The following is a 15,181-nucleotide window of genomic DNA, read 5'->3' as shown; positions in this document are numbered from 1 at the left end:
ACTTTCAACCCCATGGCCGGAACCGACCAGACCAGGAGAGGCGAAACCCCGTATGAGGCGGGACCGGCGGTGATTCTGGTCGCACCGCAGCTTGGCGAGAATATCGGCACGGCGGCGCGCGCCATGCTCAATTTCGGGCTGACCGACCTCCGGCTGGTGCGGCCGCGCGACGGCTGGCCCAACGAGCGCGCCCGCGCGGCGGCGTCGGGCGCCGACATCGTGGTCGACGGCGCGCGGGTGTTCGACACGACGGCGGCGGCCGTCGCCGATCTCGATTATGTCATCGCGACGACAGCGCGTGCGCGCGACATGGTGAAGCCGATTTTGACGCCCGAAGCGGCGGCGGCGGGCCTGCGCGATGCCGTCCGAAAGGGTGGGCAGGCGGGCCTTCTTTTCGGGCCGGAGCGCACCGGGCTTGAGAACGACGATCTGGCACTTGCCGACGCACTGATGATGGTGCCGGTCAATCCGGCCTTCGCCTCGCTCAACCTCGCCCAATGCGTGCTGTTGATGTCCTATGAATGGCACAAGGCAGGCGATGCGACCGAGGCGGCGCGGATCGACTATCAGCAGACGCGGCCGGCCAACAAGAACGAGCTTCTCGGCTTCTTCGAGCATCTCGAAACCGAGCTCGACCGGTTCGGCTTCCTGAAGCCGCCGGAGAAGAAGCCCTCGATGATCCGCAACCTGCGCAACATGTTCCAGCGGGCGGCGCTCACCGAGCAGGAAGTGCGCACGCTCCGGGGCGTCGTCGCCGCGCTCACAAGGCGGGTGCCGAAAGGCGAGGGGCCGGAGGGCGCGTAGAACAAGGCCTGGATCTGCCCGTTTCCCGGCCGGCCTTGCGCGGTTTGACAGGGCTTGGCCCCCGCGCTAAAACCCGCCTCGAAACGGGCTCCCGGCATTTCGGGGGCCCGGTTTCATTCGAATACGCACCCGCGGGGACGGCGACGCTTGTAGCCAGCCCCTGTCGGCCCGAAAAGGGCAAAGGAGGGCGCGTTTCCTTAATTTCCGAACCAAGGAAACCGCGATGACAAAGCGCCAGGAGTCCAAGTACAAGATCGACCGCCGGATGGGCGAAAACATCTGGGGTCGTCCGAAGAGCCCGGTCAACCGCCGCGAGTACGGCCCCGGCCAGCACGGCCAGCGCCGCAAGGGCAAGCTCTCGGACTACGGCGTGCAGCTGCGCGCCAAGCAGAAGCTGAAGGGCTTCTACGGCAACATTTCCGAAAAACAGTTCCGCGGCATCTACAAGGACGCCGACCGTCTGCGGGGCGACACCGGCGAGCTTCTGATCGGCCTCCTGGAGCGCCGTCTCGACGCCGTCGTCTACCGCGCCAAGTTCGTTCCCACCGTGTTCGCCGCGCGCCAGTTCGTTTCGCACGGCCATGTGATGGTCAACGGCAAGCGCGTCAACGTGCCGAGCTACCGGGTGCGTGAGGGCGATGTGGTTTCGGTCCGCGAGAAGTCGCGGCAGCTTGGGCTGGTGCTCGAAGCCGCGCAGTCGGCCGAGCGCGACACGCCGGACTATCTCGAAGTCGATCACGACAAGATGACCGCGAAATTCGTGCGCATCCCGGCCTTCGCCGATGTGCCCTATGCCGCGCACATGGAACCGAACCTTGTCGTCGAATTCTACTCGCGCAGCTAGTTCTCGCGCGCAAGACCAACGAAAAGGCCGCTCTTTCGAGCGGCCTTTTTTGTTGCCCGGAGAAGAACTCTTACGCGGCTTGCGTTTCGACGCCCTTGGCGGCGAGGTATTCGCGCAGCTCGCCCTGTTCGAACATTTCGCGGACGATGTCGCAGCCGCCGACGAATTCGCCCTTCACATATAATTGCGGAATGGTCGGCCAGTCGGAGAATTCCTTGATGCCCTGGCGGATCTCGTCGTCGGCCAGCACGTCGATGCCCTTGAAGGGGACGCCGAGATAGGTCAGCACCTGCACGACGGCGTTGGAGAAGCCGCATTGCGGGAAGACGGGCGTGCCCTTCATGAAGAGCACCACGTCCTCGCTTGCCACTTCGGTTTTGATGCGGTCGAAAACCGGATTGTCGCTCATCTCGTTCGTCCTTTCGCGGCGCGTCCTGCCGGCGTTTGTTTCAGTCCTGCGGCGCGCTGGTTTGCAGCGCCAATGCGTGAAGCTCGTTGCCCATGCCGCCTTTCAGCGCGCTGTAGACCATCTGGTGCTGCTGCACGCGGGTCTTGCCCCGGAAGGCCGCCGAGATGACATTCGCCGCGTAGTGGTCGCCGTCGCCGGCGAGATCGCGAATGTCGACGATCGCGTCGGGAAGCGCCTCCTTGATCAGGCGTTCGATATCCGAGGCGGTCATGGCCATGTCAGCGCGTCTCCCGGTTCGTGGCGGCGGTCACAGCTCGGCGCCTTTGGCCATATAGGCAGGCAACCAGCCCTCGTGTGCGACGCCAAGTTCCACCAATGATATGGGAGTGGCGCCCGCCAGTGTCAATTCGCTGCCGCCGGTGGTGCCGATGCGCAGCGCCGGAACGCCGGCCTTTGCGGCGCGGGCGATGAAGCTTTCGGCGCCGTTTGCGGGCATCGTCACCAGATAGCGGGCCTGATCCTCGCCGAAAGCCCAGGCATGGAGCGGCAGTCCAGCCTCCGGGGTAATCGAGGCGCCGATGCCGCTTGCGATCGCCATTTCGGCCAGCGCCACCAATACGCCACCGTCGGAAACATCGTGAACGGCGCTCAGGCTTCCGGCGCGGATTTCGGTGCGGATGAAATCGCCGTTGCGGCGCTCCACCGCAAGGTCGACCGGCGGCGGCGCACTGCGGTCGTCCTTCCGTCCGGCGATGTCGCGCAGATAGATGCTCTGGCCGAGATGGCCCTTCGTCTTGCCAACCAGCACCACGGCCTCGCCCTCGGCCTTGAAGGGAATGGTCGCGCGCTGCGCCACGTCGGGCAGCAGGCCGACGCCGCCGATCGCGGGTGTCGGCAGGATGCCCTTGCCGTTGGTTTCGTTGTAGAGCGAGACGTTGCCGGAGACGACCGGGAAGTCGAGGGCGCGGCAGGCTTCGCCGATGCCCTGAATGCAGCCGACGAACTGGCCCATGATGTCGGGCTTTTCGGGATTGCCGAAGTTGAGATTGTCGGTAATGGCGAGTGGCTCGGCGCCGACGGCGGTGAGGTTGCGCCAGCATTCGGCGACCGCCTGCTTGCCGCCTTCCGCCGGATCGGCGGCGCAATAGCGCGGCGTCACGTCGAGCGTGAAGGCGAGGCCCTTCTTCTGGCGTTCGACGCGGATCACCGCGGCGTCGCCGCCGGGGCCGACCGCCGTGTTGCCTTGAATGAGGTGGTCGTATTGTTCCCAGACCCAGCGGCGCGAACACATGTCGGGCAGGGCGATCATGCGCACCAGCGCTTCGCCGACATCGTTGGGCGCGGCGACATCGCGCGGCGCCAGCAATTCTGGTTTCGCGCCCTTGACCCATGGCCGGTCGTATTCGGGCGCCTGGTCGCCCAGTTCCTTGATCGGCAGGTCGGCCATCACCTCGCCGTGGCGGCTAACGCGGAAGCGCAGATCGTCGGTCGTCTTGCCGATGATCGCGAAATCGAGGCCCCATTTGACGAAGACCGCTTCGGCGTCCTTCTCGCGCGCCGGGTCGAGCACCATCAGCATGCGCTCCTGGCTCTCCGACAGCATCATCTCATAGGCGCTCATGCCTTCCTCGCGGCAGGGCACCTTGTCGAGATCCAGTTCTACACCGAGGCCGCCCTTGGCGCCCATTTCGACGGCCGAGCAGGTGAGGCCGGCCGCGCCCATGTCCTGAATGGCGATGACGGCGCCGGTTGCCATTAGTTCGAGGCAGGCTTCAAGCAGCAGCTTTTCGGAAAAGGGATCGCCGATCTGGACGGTCGGGCGTTTTTCTTCCGTGTCCTCGTCGAATTCGGCCGAGGCCATGGTCGCGCCGTGAATGCCGTCGCGTCCGGTCTTCGAGCCGAGATAAACGATCGGCAGGCCGACGCCTTTCGCTTCCGAATAGAAAATCTTGTCGGTGTCGGCGAGGCCGGCCGCAAAGGCATTGACGAGGCAGTTGCCGTTGTAGCTCGGATCGAAATTCACCTCGCCGCCGATGGTCGGCACGCCGAAGGAATTGCCGTAGCCGCCGATGCCGGCGACGACGCCCGAAACGATGTGGCGCGTGCGCGGATGGTCGGGCGCGCCGAAGCGCAACGCGTTCAGCGCCGCCACGGGCCGCGCGCCCATCGTGAAGACGTCGCGCAGAATGCCGCCCACGCCCGTCGCCGCACCTTCATGCGGTTCGATGTAGGAGGGATGATTGTGGCTTTCCATCTTGAAGATGATCGCCTGTCCGTCGCCGATGTCGACGACGCCGGCATTTTCGCCCGGACCGCAGATGACGCGCGGACCGGTCGTCGGCAGGGTGCGCAACCATTTCTTCGACGACTTGTAGGAGCAGTGTTCGTTCCACATCGCCGAGAAGATGCCGAGTTCGGTCAGCGTCGGCTCGCGGCCGATCAGGTCGAGAATGCGCTGGTATTCGTCCGGCTTCAGGCCATGTTCGGCGATCAGCTCGGGCGTAATGGGAACGGTATTCGGAATCACGCCACGGCCTCCAGCACGCTTTCGAAAAGCGCGCGCCCGTCGGTCGCGCCGTTCAGCGGTTCGATCATGTTTTCGGGATGCGGCATCAGGCCGAACACGTTGCCGCGTTCGTTGAGGATGCCGGCGATGTCGTTGAGCGAACCGTTGGGGTTGGTGCCGGCGGCGTAGCGCAAGCCGACGCGGCCTTCGCCTTCGAGGCGTGCCAGCGTTTCGTCGTCGGTGAAATAATTGCCGTCGCCATGCGCGACCGGACAGTTCCACACCTGACCGCGTTCGTATTTGCGGGTGAAGTCGGTGTCGGCATTGGCGACTTCGAGCTTCACATGCCGGCAGACGAATTTGAGACCGGCATTGCGCATCAGCACGCCGGGCAGAAGCCCCGCCTCGCAGAGGATCTGGAAGCCGTTGCAGACGCCGAGCACGCGCACGCCCTTGTCCGCGGCTTTCGCGATGGCGGGCATGATGTTGCCGCGCGCTGCAATCGCGCCTGTTCGCAGATAGTCGCCATAGGAAAAGCCGCCCGGCAGCACGACGAGGTCGACGTCGGGCAGTTCGCGTTCGGTGTGCCAGACGGCATGCGGCTTGACGCCGGTGATCAGTTCGAGCGCATAGAGCATATCGCGCTCGCGGTTCGATCCGGGGAAGACAACGACGGCGGACTTCATGCTCACTTCTCGTCGAGCTCCACCGCGTAGTTCTCGATCACGGTGTTGGCCAGCAGCTTCTTGCACATCTCGTCGATGGCGGCGGCGGCTTTCGCGCGGTCTTTCTCGGCCAGTTCGACCTCGATATATTTTCCCTGACGCACGCTTTCGACGCCCGAGAAACCCAACGCGCCGAGCGCCCCTTCGATGGCTTTTCCCTGCGGGTCGAGAACGCCGTTCTTCAGCGTGACTTTGATACGGGCCTTCATGCGTCGTCGTTCCTTACTTCACCAGCTTCGGGCCACTGCGCTTCGGCTCGTTCTCGAAGAGAATGCCGAGGCGGCGCGCCACTTCCTGATAGGCTTCGATCAGGCCGCCCATGTCGCGGCGAAACCGGTCCTTGTCGAGCTTGTCGTTGGAACGGATGTCCCAGAGCCGGCATGAATCCGGGCTGATCTCGTCGGCCAGCACCACGCGCACCATGTCGCCCTCATAGAGCCGACCGAACTCGACCTTGAAGTCGACGAGGCGGATGCCGATGCCGAGAAAAAGCCCGGTCATGAAGTCGTTGATGCGCAGCGCCAGCGCCATCATGTCGTCGATTTCCTGCGGCGTCGCCCAGCCGAAGGCGGTGATGTGTTCTTCCGACACCATCGGATCGCCGAGATCGTCGCTCTTGTAATAGAACTCGATGATCGAGCGCGGCAGGGCCGTGCCTTCCTCGATGCCGAGCCGCTTCGACAGCGAGCCGGCGGCAACATTGCGCACCACGACCTCGCAAGGGATGATCTCGACCTCGCGGATCAACTGCTCGCGCATGTTGATCGAGCGGATGAAATGCGTCGGCACGCCGATGTCGTTCAGCCGCGTGAAAATGAATTCCGAAATCCGGTTGTTGAGGACGCCCTTGCCCTCGATGATCGCGCGCTTCTGGTTGTTGAAGGCGGTGGCGTCGTCCTTGAAATGCTGGACGAGCGTGCCGGGCTCGGGGCCTTCATACAGCACCTTGGCCTTGCCTTCATAAACGCGTCTGCGCCGGCTCATGTCGTGATTCCAATCGGTTTGCCCGGAAGCTCAAGCGGAGGGAGCGCGGAGGGCGGCTTGCGGAATCGGCCCTTCGGCGTGCGCAAGTTAACTCAAGGGCGGGGGCGATACAATGCGCGTATGGCGCCGTTTCGCCGCACTGCACATCGCCATGAAATGCCCGAAAAATCAGCATCTTAGCTATTTCGTCGCAGCGCCCCTCCGGGTCTGCGATCGCGGTTGATTTGGCGGGGCCGGGCGGCTATGCCTAGGGCCAGTTTTTGTGCCGCTGCGGCGCCCGCGCCGCCGGTACCCGACCCTTGAACGGAGTGACCCGGTCCCATGTCCACCTTCGACAAGCGCCAAGACGGTTTCGAGAAGAAGTTCGCTCACGACGAGGAATTGCGCTTCAAGGCCAATGCGCGCCGCAACAAGCTGCTCGGGTTGTGGGCGGCCGGGCTGCTGGGCAAGTCGGGCGCGGATGCGGAAGCCTATGCGCAGGATGTGGTCACCTCGGACCTCAAGGAAGCGGGCGACCAGGACGTGTTCGACAAGGTGCGCGCCGATTTCGACGCGGCCGGCGTCGAGCAGTCCGACCACCAGCTTCGCCGCACGATGGACGAGCTGATGGAAGAGGCGATCCGCCAGCTTCAGAGCTGACGCGCCACTTCATCCGTTTTCGGGAAAGATCGAAATGCTGCCAAGCAGCAGCATGTCCTGCGGCGTCGTGCCTTCCATCGGCAGATGCAGGATCTCGAGCTTCAGGAAATCGCGGTTGATGCCGCAAAGCCGCCCTTGCGTCGCATGGACGACGCGGTCCCGCGTCACTTCCCGATAGACTTCGGCGTTGTCGGCCACGCATTCGGGCCGATAGATCTCCGAGATCGCCTTGCCGGTCGGATCGAAGCCCAGCCAGCCTGTCAGTTGCGTGCCAATCAACCGCAGCCGCCAGTCGGCGCCTTCGGGGTCCAGCGGTTCCAGCACGAAAATGTTCGGCAGCAGCGCGCTCATCTCGCGGCAGGGAAGGTCGGCCCGGCGCAACAGGCGGTCGCCTTGCCGGTGACGGCTCCAGAAATCGAGCAAGGCCAGCGACAGCGGATGCTCCGGCGCCGGGATCTGCACCACATCCGTTTCGATCTGGACATCGTCGGCCGGCGAGGGCCGCGCGTCCTTGGGTTTCTGGAGGCTGGCAAACATTGCTGGGAGCGCCTGTTCTAACGGCAGTTCAAGCAATGTCGCCCGTAAAGCAATAAAAAGCCCTTAAAACGCTGCGATTTGTCTCCAGAATGGAGCTAATCACGCCCCCGTTGCGGCCAGCAAAACAGCGGCAAAGCTTTCGGTGGCCGTTTTCCGGGCCCCGGCCTCGTCGAGCCCGTCGATCAGGTTGGCGGTCGTCTCTTTCGTCCGGTGCATCGCCGCCCAGGCGATGATCTCGATTGCGAGGCGCGCCGCCAGGCGCAGTGCTGTATCAGGCGCGCCGGTCCGGCCGGCGGCTTTCAGCGCCACGGTGGCGATGTCGTCGCGGTAGTGGCTGCGCATGCCGGTCGAGAGCAGGGCGTCGAATTCCGGGACTTCGCGCGCGCAGTGATCGAGCAGCCAGATGGCGCGTCGCGCCTCGTGCAACATGTCGTAGAGCTCGCCGCCGATCGCGGCCAGCGTTGCGCGGTCGGGCTTTGCGCCGGGTGCCAGCGCCGCGCGAAGCGCCGGCCATTCGGCGACTTCCGCCACCCGCGCCGCATAAATGGACACCGTTTCCCCGATTCCGGGGTCGGCCAGCGGCAGGGCAAGCTTGTCGAGCGGACGGCCGCAGACCCTCAGGATGGCGAGGTGAAACAGCGCCTCCTTGCTCGTGACGTAGAGATAGAGCGTCCCGGCCGAAACGCCTGCCGTCCGCGCCACATCGGCCATCTGGGTGCGCTTGATGCCCATGTCGGTGAAGCAGGTCACCGCGGCCTCGGCGATCTCTTCCAGTCGATTCTCGGCCTTGCGTCTCATTTATTTCCCTTTGTGCCGCGGCTCCAAAAGGCCGGGCGGGGCCGATTTCGTCAAGTCGCTTGCTTCCAGCATGAAAAAATATTATATGAATGAACCATTCATTTAACAAGGGGTCTCCGATGTTCCTGCGGCACTCTGTCTTTGTCTTTGGCGCTCTGATCTCCATTTGCCTGGCCGTCCCGGCAGTGGCGGCAGGCTGGAGCCATTATGGTGGCGACGCCGGCGGCCAGCGCCACTCGGCGGCGGCGCAGATCACGCCCGCCAATGTCGGTACGCTGAAACCCGTCTGGACCTACCGGACCGGCGACATGAAGACCCGTGCCGACGACATGAAGTATTCCGCTTTCGAGGGGACGCCGATCCTCGTCGCCGGATCGCTGATCTTCTGTTCACCCTTCAATGAAGTCATCGCGCTCGATCCCGGCACGGGCGCCGAGAAGTGGCGCTACGATCCCGAGGTCAAAGGCGGCTACCGGCCGGCCAATCAGTTCGTTTGCCGCGGCGTCACGCAATGGACGGATGCCGAGGCAGCGCCCGGCGATCTCTGCGCGTCGCGGCTCTTCATGGGCACGGTCGACTCGCGCCTCATCGCGCTCGACGCGCCGACGGGTCAGCCTTGTCTCGGTTTCGGTGCGGAAGGGCAGGTGCAAGTCGATCCGGGTATGGAACTCGTCGGACCCGGTGAATTCCACATCACCTCGCCGCCCGCCGTCGCGCGCGGTGTCGTCATCATCGGCTCGGCGATCAGCGACAATCGGCGTGCCGATGCGCCGAGCGGCACGGTGCGCGCCTATGATGCGCGCACCGGCGCTGCACTCTGGGACTTCAACCCCGTCGCGCGCGGCGCGGAAGATTTCCCCGACGACTGGCAGTACGGCTCGGCCGAACGCACCGGCCATGCCAATGTCTGGGCGCCGATGTCGGCCGACGAAGCACGCGGCCTTTTTTTCCTGCCGACGTCGTCGCCCTCGCCGGACTTCTTCGGCGGCGAGCGGATTGGCGACAACCGCTATGCAAATTCCGTCGTTGCGCTCGAAGCCGAGACCGGCAACGTCCGCTGGCATTTCCAGACCGTGCATCACGACGTCTGGGACTATGATTTGCCGGCGCAGCCGAGCCTCGTGACCTTGCAGCGCGACGGCAAGCCACTCGACGCAGTCGTGCAGGTGACGAAACAGGGTTTCGTCTTCGTCTTCGACCGCGATACCGGCGAACCGGTGTTCGAGATCGAGGAACGGCAGGTGCCGCAGGGTGGTGTGCTCGGCGAGGTGTTGTCACCGACGCAGCCTTTCCCGATCGCGCCGCCGCCGCTGGTGCCGCAACATCTGACGCCCGACGATGCCTGGGGTCTTACTTTCTGGGACCGCAAGGCCTGTCGCGAAGAGATCGCCGGTGCGCGCTCCGAAGGTCTCTATACGCCTCCGTCGGAACAGGGAACGATCCTATTCCCCTTCACCGGCGGCGGCGCCAACTGGGGCGGCATGGCTTTCGACCCGGCGAGCCAGATCATGTATGTCAACACCAGCCGCGCCGCCCACATCGTCACGCTGATCCCGCGCGCGGATTTCGCTGCGGCCAAGGCTGCGGAGCCGAAGAAGGAAATCTCGCCGCAGGAAGGAACGGCATGGGGTATGAAGCGCGACCTGCTTCTCTCGCCGCTGGATCTGCCTTGCAATCCGCCACCTTGGGGCATGCTGCATGCGATCGACCTCAATGACGGCACGATCGTATGGGAAAGTGTGCTCGGCACGGTGCGCGACCTCGCGCCTTTCCCGCTGCCGTGGAAACTCGGCACGCCCAATTTCGGCGGACCTGTCGTGACGGCCGGCGGCGTTGTCTTCATCGGCGCGGCGATGGACGATTATCTGCGCGCTTTCGATGCCGCGACGGGCGCCGAACTCTGGAAAGGCCGGCTGCCGGCTGGCGGTCAGGCGACGCCCATGACCTATGAGTGGGAAGGCCGCCAATATGTCGTCATTGCGGCGGGTGGTCACGCCCGCGCCACGACGAAGCTCGGCGACTATGTGATGGCCTTCGCGTTGCCGGAATAGTCTCGCATTCCGCTTGTCATCGTCCCGCGCCTCCCCGCACAATTGCTTCAGAAAAGCAAAACAGGGGAGGCACGGGCCATGACCGCCTACAACAACGTCACCATCGAGAAAAAGGGCACGGTCGCGCTGGTGCGCTTCGACCGCAAGGGCGCGCGCAACGCCTTCAACCAGCAGACGATCCTCGAACTCACCGATGTCGCGCGCCGTTTCCAGGACGATCTCGAAACGCAAGCGGTGGTGCTGACCGGCACGCGCGAGGCGTTTTCGGGCGGTATCGACCTCAAGGAACGCGCAACCCGTGCGGTGACGGCCGGCACCGATCTCGAACTGCGCCAGACCTATTATCGCGGCGTCCGGCTTTGCCAGGCCTGGGAGGACATGCCGCAGATCACGGTCGCGGCCATCGAGGGCATGGCGGTCGGCGCCGGTGTCGCGCTGCCGCTGGCGCTCGACTGGCGCGTGATGGGGAAGGGCGCGTTTCTCTATGTGCCGGAAGTCAAGATCGGCATCAATCTGCAATGGGGTGCGCTGCCGCGCCTGATCACGCTGGTGGGGCCCGCGCGCGCCAAGCGCATCTGCATTCTCTGCGAGCGCATGGGCGCGGAACACGCACTCGACTGGGGTCTCGTCGACGAGATCGCCGAGGACGGCCATGTGGTCGAAAAGGCGATGGAACTGGCATCCGCCGCCGCGTCGATGCCGGCGCCGGCCGTGCGCATGGTCAAGGAGGCGGTCAACGCGACCGCCAACGCGCTCCACAAGGTCAGCGCCTATGCCGACGCCGACCAGAGCCAGCTCTCGACCAATTTCCGCACGGCGCAGGAGGAAAGCGACAAGTTCGTGAAGGGCAAGAAGTAACGCTCAGGCGTCCGCCTTCAGGCGCAGCCGCGCGGCGATCTGTTCCAGCGATTGCAGGTGGTTGCCTTCCTTCACCACGTCATAGACGGCAATGTTCAGGGCGCGCACCGACTTGCGCACAATCTGCCTCGTTTCCGGGTGCTCGTCGAAATCGATCACGTTGAGGCAACAGGTGTTCTGGTCGATGGCGGCGAAGGTTTGCAGGCCGGTGCCGAAGGCCCAGCCGATGACGAGGCGGTTGATGCCGCCATGCGCGACCAGCGCCAGCGTTTCCCATTCGGGTTCGGCGACGAGCGCCTCGAGCGCCGCCGTCACGCGCGCATTCACGTCCTCGAAGCTGTCGCCGCCATTGTAGCGCGCGCCGGGCACATGCGCGTTGCGGAAGGAATAGGCGATTTCGTTGAGGTCCGTGATGGCATTGCGGAATGTGGGGTCGCCGCGCAGTTCGACGAAATGATCGTGCGGTTCGATGTCGAGGCCGCGCCCTTCGAGGATCAGACGCGCCGTCTCCATGGAGCGGGGGAAGCTCGAACTGACGGCCCGGTCGAAGGGGATGCCGGCCAGTGCCTTGCCGGTCAGCGCCGCCTGTTCGCGGCCCCAATCGGTCAGCGGCACGGCGGCGGCATCCGCCACGCGGTTGCCCTTGTCGTCGACATAGGAAACGTCGCCGTGGCGAAACAGATAGATGCGGCGGCGGCGCGCGCCGTCGAAAGCGGTACGAAGCATGGAAGCCCCCGGAAACGGAATGTCGATGCCCGCAGTATAGGCCCGATTGTGACGGCGGGGTGAAGCCTTACTCCGCCGCCTTGCCCTTTTTGGCGGCCGCCACCACTTCCTTGCCGAAGACGCGGGCGAAGATCGTGTCGACCTGGCGCGTGTGGTAGCCGAGGTCGAACAGTGCTTCGAGTTCGGTGTCCGAAAGCTTCGCCGACACGTCCTTGTCGGCCTTCAGCAGCGTCAGGAAGTTGCCTTCGCCGCGCCACACCGGCATGGCGTTGCGCTGCACGAGGCGGTAGGCGTCCTCGCGGCTCGCACCCTTCTGCGTCAGCGCCAGCAGCACGCGCTGCGAATGCACGAGGCCGCCAAGCTGGTCGAGGTTCTTCTGCATCTGCGCCGGGTAGACCAGCAGCTTGTCGATGACGCCGGTGAGGCGGTTGAGCGCGAAGTCGAGCGTCACGGTGGCGTCGGGGCCGATCATGCGTTCGACGGAGGAATGCGAGATGTCGCGCTCATGCCAGAGCGCGACGTTTTCCATCGCCGGAATGCTCATGCCGCGCACAAGGCGCGCCAGCCCCGTCAGGTTTTCGGTCAGCACCGGGTTCCGCTTGTGCGGCATCGCCGAGGAACCCTTCTGGCCTTCGGAGAAAAACTCCTCGGCTTCCAGAACTTCCGTGCGCTGCAGGTGGCGGATTTCGGTCGCCAGCCGCTCGATCGAGGAAGCGACGACGCCGAGCGTCGCGAAATACATCGCGTGGCGGTCGCGCGGGATCACCTGCGTCGACACGGGCTCCGGCTCAAGGCCGAGCGCCTTCGCGACATGTTCCTCGACGCGCGGGTCGATATTGGCGAAAGTGCCGACCGCGCCTGAAATCGCACAGGTCGCCACTTCCTTGCGCGCCGCGACCAGCCGCGCGCGGCAGCGTTCGAATTCGGCATAAGCCTGCGCCATTTTCAGCCCGAAGGTCACCGGCTCGGCATGGATGCCGTGGCTGCGGCCGATGCACACCGTGTCCTTGTGCTCGAAGGCGCGGCGCTTCAAGGCGGCCAGCAGAGCGTCCATGTCGGCCAGCAGAATGTCGGTCGCGCGCACAAGCTGCACGTTGAAGCAGGTGTCGAGCACGTCGGACGAGGTCATGCCCTGATGGACGAAGCGCGAATCCTCGCCGATGAATTCGGCCAGATGCGTCAGGAAGGCGATGACGTCGTGCTTCACCTCGCGCTCGATCGCGTCGATTTTCGCGACGTCGAACACCGCCTTGTCGCCGCGTGCGCGGATGTTTTTTGCCGCTTCCTTCGGGATCACGCCCAGCTCCGCCAGCGCCGTGCAGGCATGCGCCTCGATCTCGAACCAGATGCGGAACTTCGTGTCGGGTTCCCAGATGGCGACCATTTCGGGCCGCGAATAGCGGGGGATCATCGGCGCCTCTCGGGCTTGGAAAAACCGGTCTTGCAGGAATGCGCAGGGTGTAGCACCTGGACACGCGACGCTCAATAGCGGGCCGGGACAGGCCGGAAAGTGCCCGAATCTCTTTCATTTCCCCCGATCGCCGGGCTACCCTCCCTCTCAAGCCGCGACAGGCGGCAACCAATTAATAAGGGGAGGATTTGGGCATGGGCAGGCAGCTTTCGCGGCGGCATTTTCTGAAATCGACGGCGGCGACGGCCGCGGTTGCGGGCGCCTACGGGGCCGGCTTCCGCCCGGCGCTTGCCGCGCCCGATCTCGCGCGGCTCGACGCGCTGGCCCAGGCCGATCTCGTGGCGAAGGGCGAGGTAAGCGCGCTCGAACTGGTCGATGCCGCGATTGCCCGCATCGAAAAAGTCAACGGCCAAGTCAACGCGGTCGTCACCGAACTGTTCGACCGCGCGCGGGAGGCGGCCAAGGGCCCGCTGCCCAAGGGCCCTTTCACCGGCGTTCCCAATCTCGTCAAGGATCTCAACGGTCTCGCCGGCACGCGCCTCAGCAATGGCTCGCGCATGTTCGCCGAAAATGTCTCGCCGGCGACGGAGCCGATCATCGCCGCCAACGAAGCGGCCGGCTTCGTTATGGTCGGCAAATCCAACACGCCGGAGTTCGGCCTGCTCGGCACCACCGAGTCGCTGTTTCTCGAACCTTGCCACAATCCGTGGAACCTCGAACATTCCTCCGGCGGTTCGTCGGGTGGCGCTGCGGCGGCGGTTGCGTCGGGCATGGTGCCGCTGGCGCATGCGACCGATGGCGGCGGCTCGATCCGCATTCCGGCGTCGTGCTGCGGCGTCTTCGGGCTGAAGCCGAGCCGCGGTCGCATCTTCCTCGGCGGCGACACGCTGCCGGGCGACATCGGCGTCCAGCATTGCGTCAGCCGCTCGGTGCGCGACAGCGCGACGCTTTTTGCCGCCACCGAGATGACCGGCGCGGACGCCGTGCTTGCGCCAACGGGCCGCGTCACGGCGCCGGGAACGAAACGGCTGAAGATCGCCTTCGACACGATGAGCTATTACGGCACCGAGCCCGATGCCGACGTCAAGGCGGCGCTTGAAGATGTGGCGAAGCTCTGCGCCGATCTCGGCCATGAAATCATTCCGGCCCGCAATCCGGTCGAGGGCGAGCCCTTCATCGACGCATTCCTGACCGTCTGGGCGTCCGGTCCCTCGCGCCTTGTCGCGCTGGCGAAGGAAAACGGCCTCGACCCGGAAGAAGTGCTCGAACCCTGGACCAACGGTCTTGCCGCCCATTTCAACGCCAAGCCCGCCGACGCGATGGAAAAGGCGCTGGCGGCGTTCGCGGCGGCGACGGCAAAGGTCAACGCCTTCATGGCCGATTACGACGTCTGGCTGACGCCGATGCTGGCGTCGGCGCCGCCGAAGCTCGGGCAGCAGGACCCGCGCGTCCACTTCGACACGCTCTACGAACGCACCATCCGCTACGTGGCCTACACGCCGCTGCACAATGTGGCCGGGACGCCCGCCATGTCGGTGCCGCTGTCGTGGAACGAGGCGGGTCTCCCCATCGGCTCGCAATTCGCCGCGTCCTTGGGTGGTGAAAAGGTCTTGTTCGAACTCGCCTTCGAACTCGAACAGGCCCGTCCGTGGGCGGACAAATACGCGCCGGTGTTCGCGGGGTAGGGCGCAGTCTCCTTCCTTCTCACCCTCCCACAGAGGGAGGGTGAGAGACCCATTCCGGCGATTTTCAATTTTAAGTGGGGAAATCTCGAAACACGAAAATCGATCTTCGGACCGCGCGTTGCATAAGCTCTTTTCGCAGACTTATCCCCGGTCCGAGTGAAATGTGCTGAACCACGACGCGCCCTCGTAAATGCCGGTCAAAAA

Annotated in this window: 16 protein-coding genes; 6 read left to right on the top strand and 10 right to left on the bottom strand. The window is 64.8% G+C overall.

Annotation, left to right across the window (positions count from 1 at the left end; translation table 11 throughout):
* Positions 1 to 12: 12 nt before the first annotated feature.
* Positions 13 to 804, top strand: coding sequence for an RNA methyltransferase (locus tag KF719_RS03165; protein WP_293507018.1), 792 nt, complete (start codon positions 13 to 15; stop codon positions 802 to 804).
* Between the two features lie 223 nt (positions 805 to 1,027).
* Positions 1,028 to 1,648, top strand: coding sequence for a 30S ribosomal protein S4 (gene rpsD, locus KF719_RS03160; protein WP_293507017.1), 621 nt, complete (start codon positions 1,028 to 1,030; stop codon positions 1,646 to 1,648).
* 70 nt (positions 1,649 to 1,718) lie between these two features.
* On the opposite strand, the gene grxD is transcribed toward rpsD, so the two are convergent.
* From grxD to purC, 6 genes are read right to left on the bottom strand one after another with little or no spacing between them, the layout of a single operon-like run.
* Complete coding sequence (gene grxD, locus KF719_RS03155) at positions 1,719 to 2,057, bottom strand: Grx4 family monothiol glutaredoxin (protein WP_293507015.1); 339 nt, start codon at positions 2,055 to 2,057, stop codon at positions 1,719 to 1,721.
* Between the two features lie 40 nt (positions 2,058 to 2,097).
* Positions 2,098 to 2,334, bottom strand: a complete 237-nt coding sequence (locus tag KF719_RS03150) for a BolA family transcriptional regulator (RefSeq protein WP_293507013.1) — start codon at positions 2,332 to 2,334, stop codon at positions 2,098 to 2,100.
* Between the two features lie 30 nt (positions 2,335 to 2,364).
* A complete protein-coding gene (gene purL / locus KF719_RS03145) occupies positions 2,365 to 4,584 on the bottom strand; it encodes a phosphoribosylformylglycinamidine synthase subunit PurL (RefSeq protein WP_293507012.1) in 2,220 nt (739 codons plus the stop codon).
* Positions 4,581 to 5,249, bottom strand: coding sequence for a phosphoribosylformylglycinamidine synthase subunit PurQ (gene purQ, locus KF719_RS03140; RefSeq protein ID WP_293507011.1), 669 nt, complete (start codon positions 5,247 to 5,249; stop codon positions 4,581 to 4,583). The genes purL and purQ overlap by 4 nt, the downstream gene beginning before the upstream one ends.
* Positions 5,250 to 5,251: 2 nt before the next feature.
* Positions 5,252 to 5,497, bottom strand: coding sequence for a phosphoribosylformylglycinamidine synthase subunit PurS (gene purS / locus KF719_RS03135; RefSeq protein ID WP_293507009.1), 246 nt, complete (start codon positions 5,495 to 5,497; stop codon positions 5,252 to 5,254).
* Positions 5,498 to 5,510: 13 nt separating this feature from the next.
* Entirely contained in the window at positions 5,511 to 6,272 is a 762-nt protein-coding gene (purC, locus tag KF719_RS03130; RefSeq protein WP_293507008.1) for a phosphoribosylaminoimidazolesuccinocarboxamide synthase, read from the bottom strand.
* Positions 6,273 to 6,593: 321 nt separating this feature from the next.
* Here purC and KF719_RS03125 point away from each other — a divergent pair, with 321 nt between their 5' ends.
* The gene (locus KF719_RS03125) at positions 6,594 to 6,911 is read left to right on the top strand and encodes a DUF1476 domain-containing protein (protein WP_293507006.1); all 318 of its coding nucleotides are present in this window, start codon (positions 6,594 to 6,596) and stop codon (positions 6,909 to 6,911) included.
* Positions 6,912 to 6,920: 9 nt separating this feature from the next.
* Here KF719_RS03125 and KF719_RS03120 read toward each other — a convergent pair whose 3' ends face one another.
* Both KF719_RS03120 and KF719_RS03115 read right to left on the bottom strand, forming a co-directional pair.
* The gene (locus KF719_RS03120; RefSeq protein ID WP_293507004.1) at positions 6,921 to 7,448 is read right to left on the bottom strand and encodes a PAS domain-containing protein; all 528 of its coding nucleotides are present in this window, start codon (positions 7,446 to 7,448) and stop codon (positions 6,921 to 6,923) included.
* Between the two features lie 99 nt (positions 7,449 to 7,547).
* Positions 7,548 to 8,246, bottom strand: a complete 699-nt coding sequence (locus KF719_RS03115; RefSeq protein WP_293507002.1) for a TetR/AcrR family transcriptional regulator — start codon at positions 8,244 to 8,246, stop codon at positions 7,548 to 7,550.
* A 185-nt stretch (positions 8,247 to 8,431) separates the two neighbouring features.
* Between KF719_RS03115 and KF719_RS03110 the strand changes: the two genes are divergently transcribed.
* The gene (locus KF719_RS03110) at positions 8,432 to 10,297 is read left to right on the top strand and encodes a pyrroloquinoline quinone-dependent dehydrogenase (RefSeq protein WP_293507001.1); all 1,866 of its coding nucleotides are present in this window, start codon (positions 8,432 to 8,434) and stop codon (positions 10,295 to 10,297) included.
* Between the two features lie 78 nt (positions 10,298 to 10,375).
* Positions 10,376 to 11,155: an enoyl-CoA hydratase/isomerase family protein gene (locus KF719_RS03105; RefSeq protein WP_293506999.1), complete on the top strand. Its 780-nt coding sequence runs from the start codon at positions 10,376 to 10,378 to the stop codon at positions 11,153 to 11,155.
* Between the two features lie 3 nt (positions 11,156 to 11,158).
* On the opposite strand, the gene KF719_RS03100 is transcribed toward KF719_RS03105, so the two are convergent.
* Together KF719_RS03100 and purB are read right to left on the bottom strand one after the other, a co-directional pair.
* Positions 11,159 to 11,881, bottom strand: coding sequence for a histidine phosphatase family protein (locus KF719_RS03100; RefSeq protein WP_293506998.1), 723 nt, complete (start codon positions 11,879 to 11,881; stop codon positions 11,159 to 11,161).
* A gap of 67 nt (positions 11,882 to 11,948) precedes the next feature.
* Positions 11,949 to 13,292, bottom strand: coding sequence for an adenylosuccinate lyase (purB, locus tag KF719_RS03095; protein ID WP_293506997.1), 1,344 nt, complete (start codon positions 13,290 to 13,292; stop codon positions 11,949 to 11,951).
* Positions 13,293 to 13,486: 194 nt separating this feature from the next.
* Between purB and KF719_RS03090 the strand changes: the two genes are divergently transcribed.
* Complete coding sequence (locus KF719_RS03090; RefSeq protein WP_293506996.1) at positions 13,487 to 14,977, top strand: amidase; 1,491 nt, start codon at positions 13,487 to 13,489, stop codon at positions 14,975 to 14,977.
* The last annotated feature ends 204 nt before the right edge of the window (positions 14,978 to 15,181 follow it).

This window comes from Parvibaculum sp. (assembly GCF_019635935.1).
GTDB lineage: Bacteria > Pseudomonadota > Alphaproteobacteria > Parvibaculales > Parvibaculaceae > Parvibaculum.
Note: the sequence above shows the minus strand (reverse complement) of the source record. Positions and strands in the feature narration are given on the sequence as shown.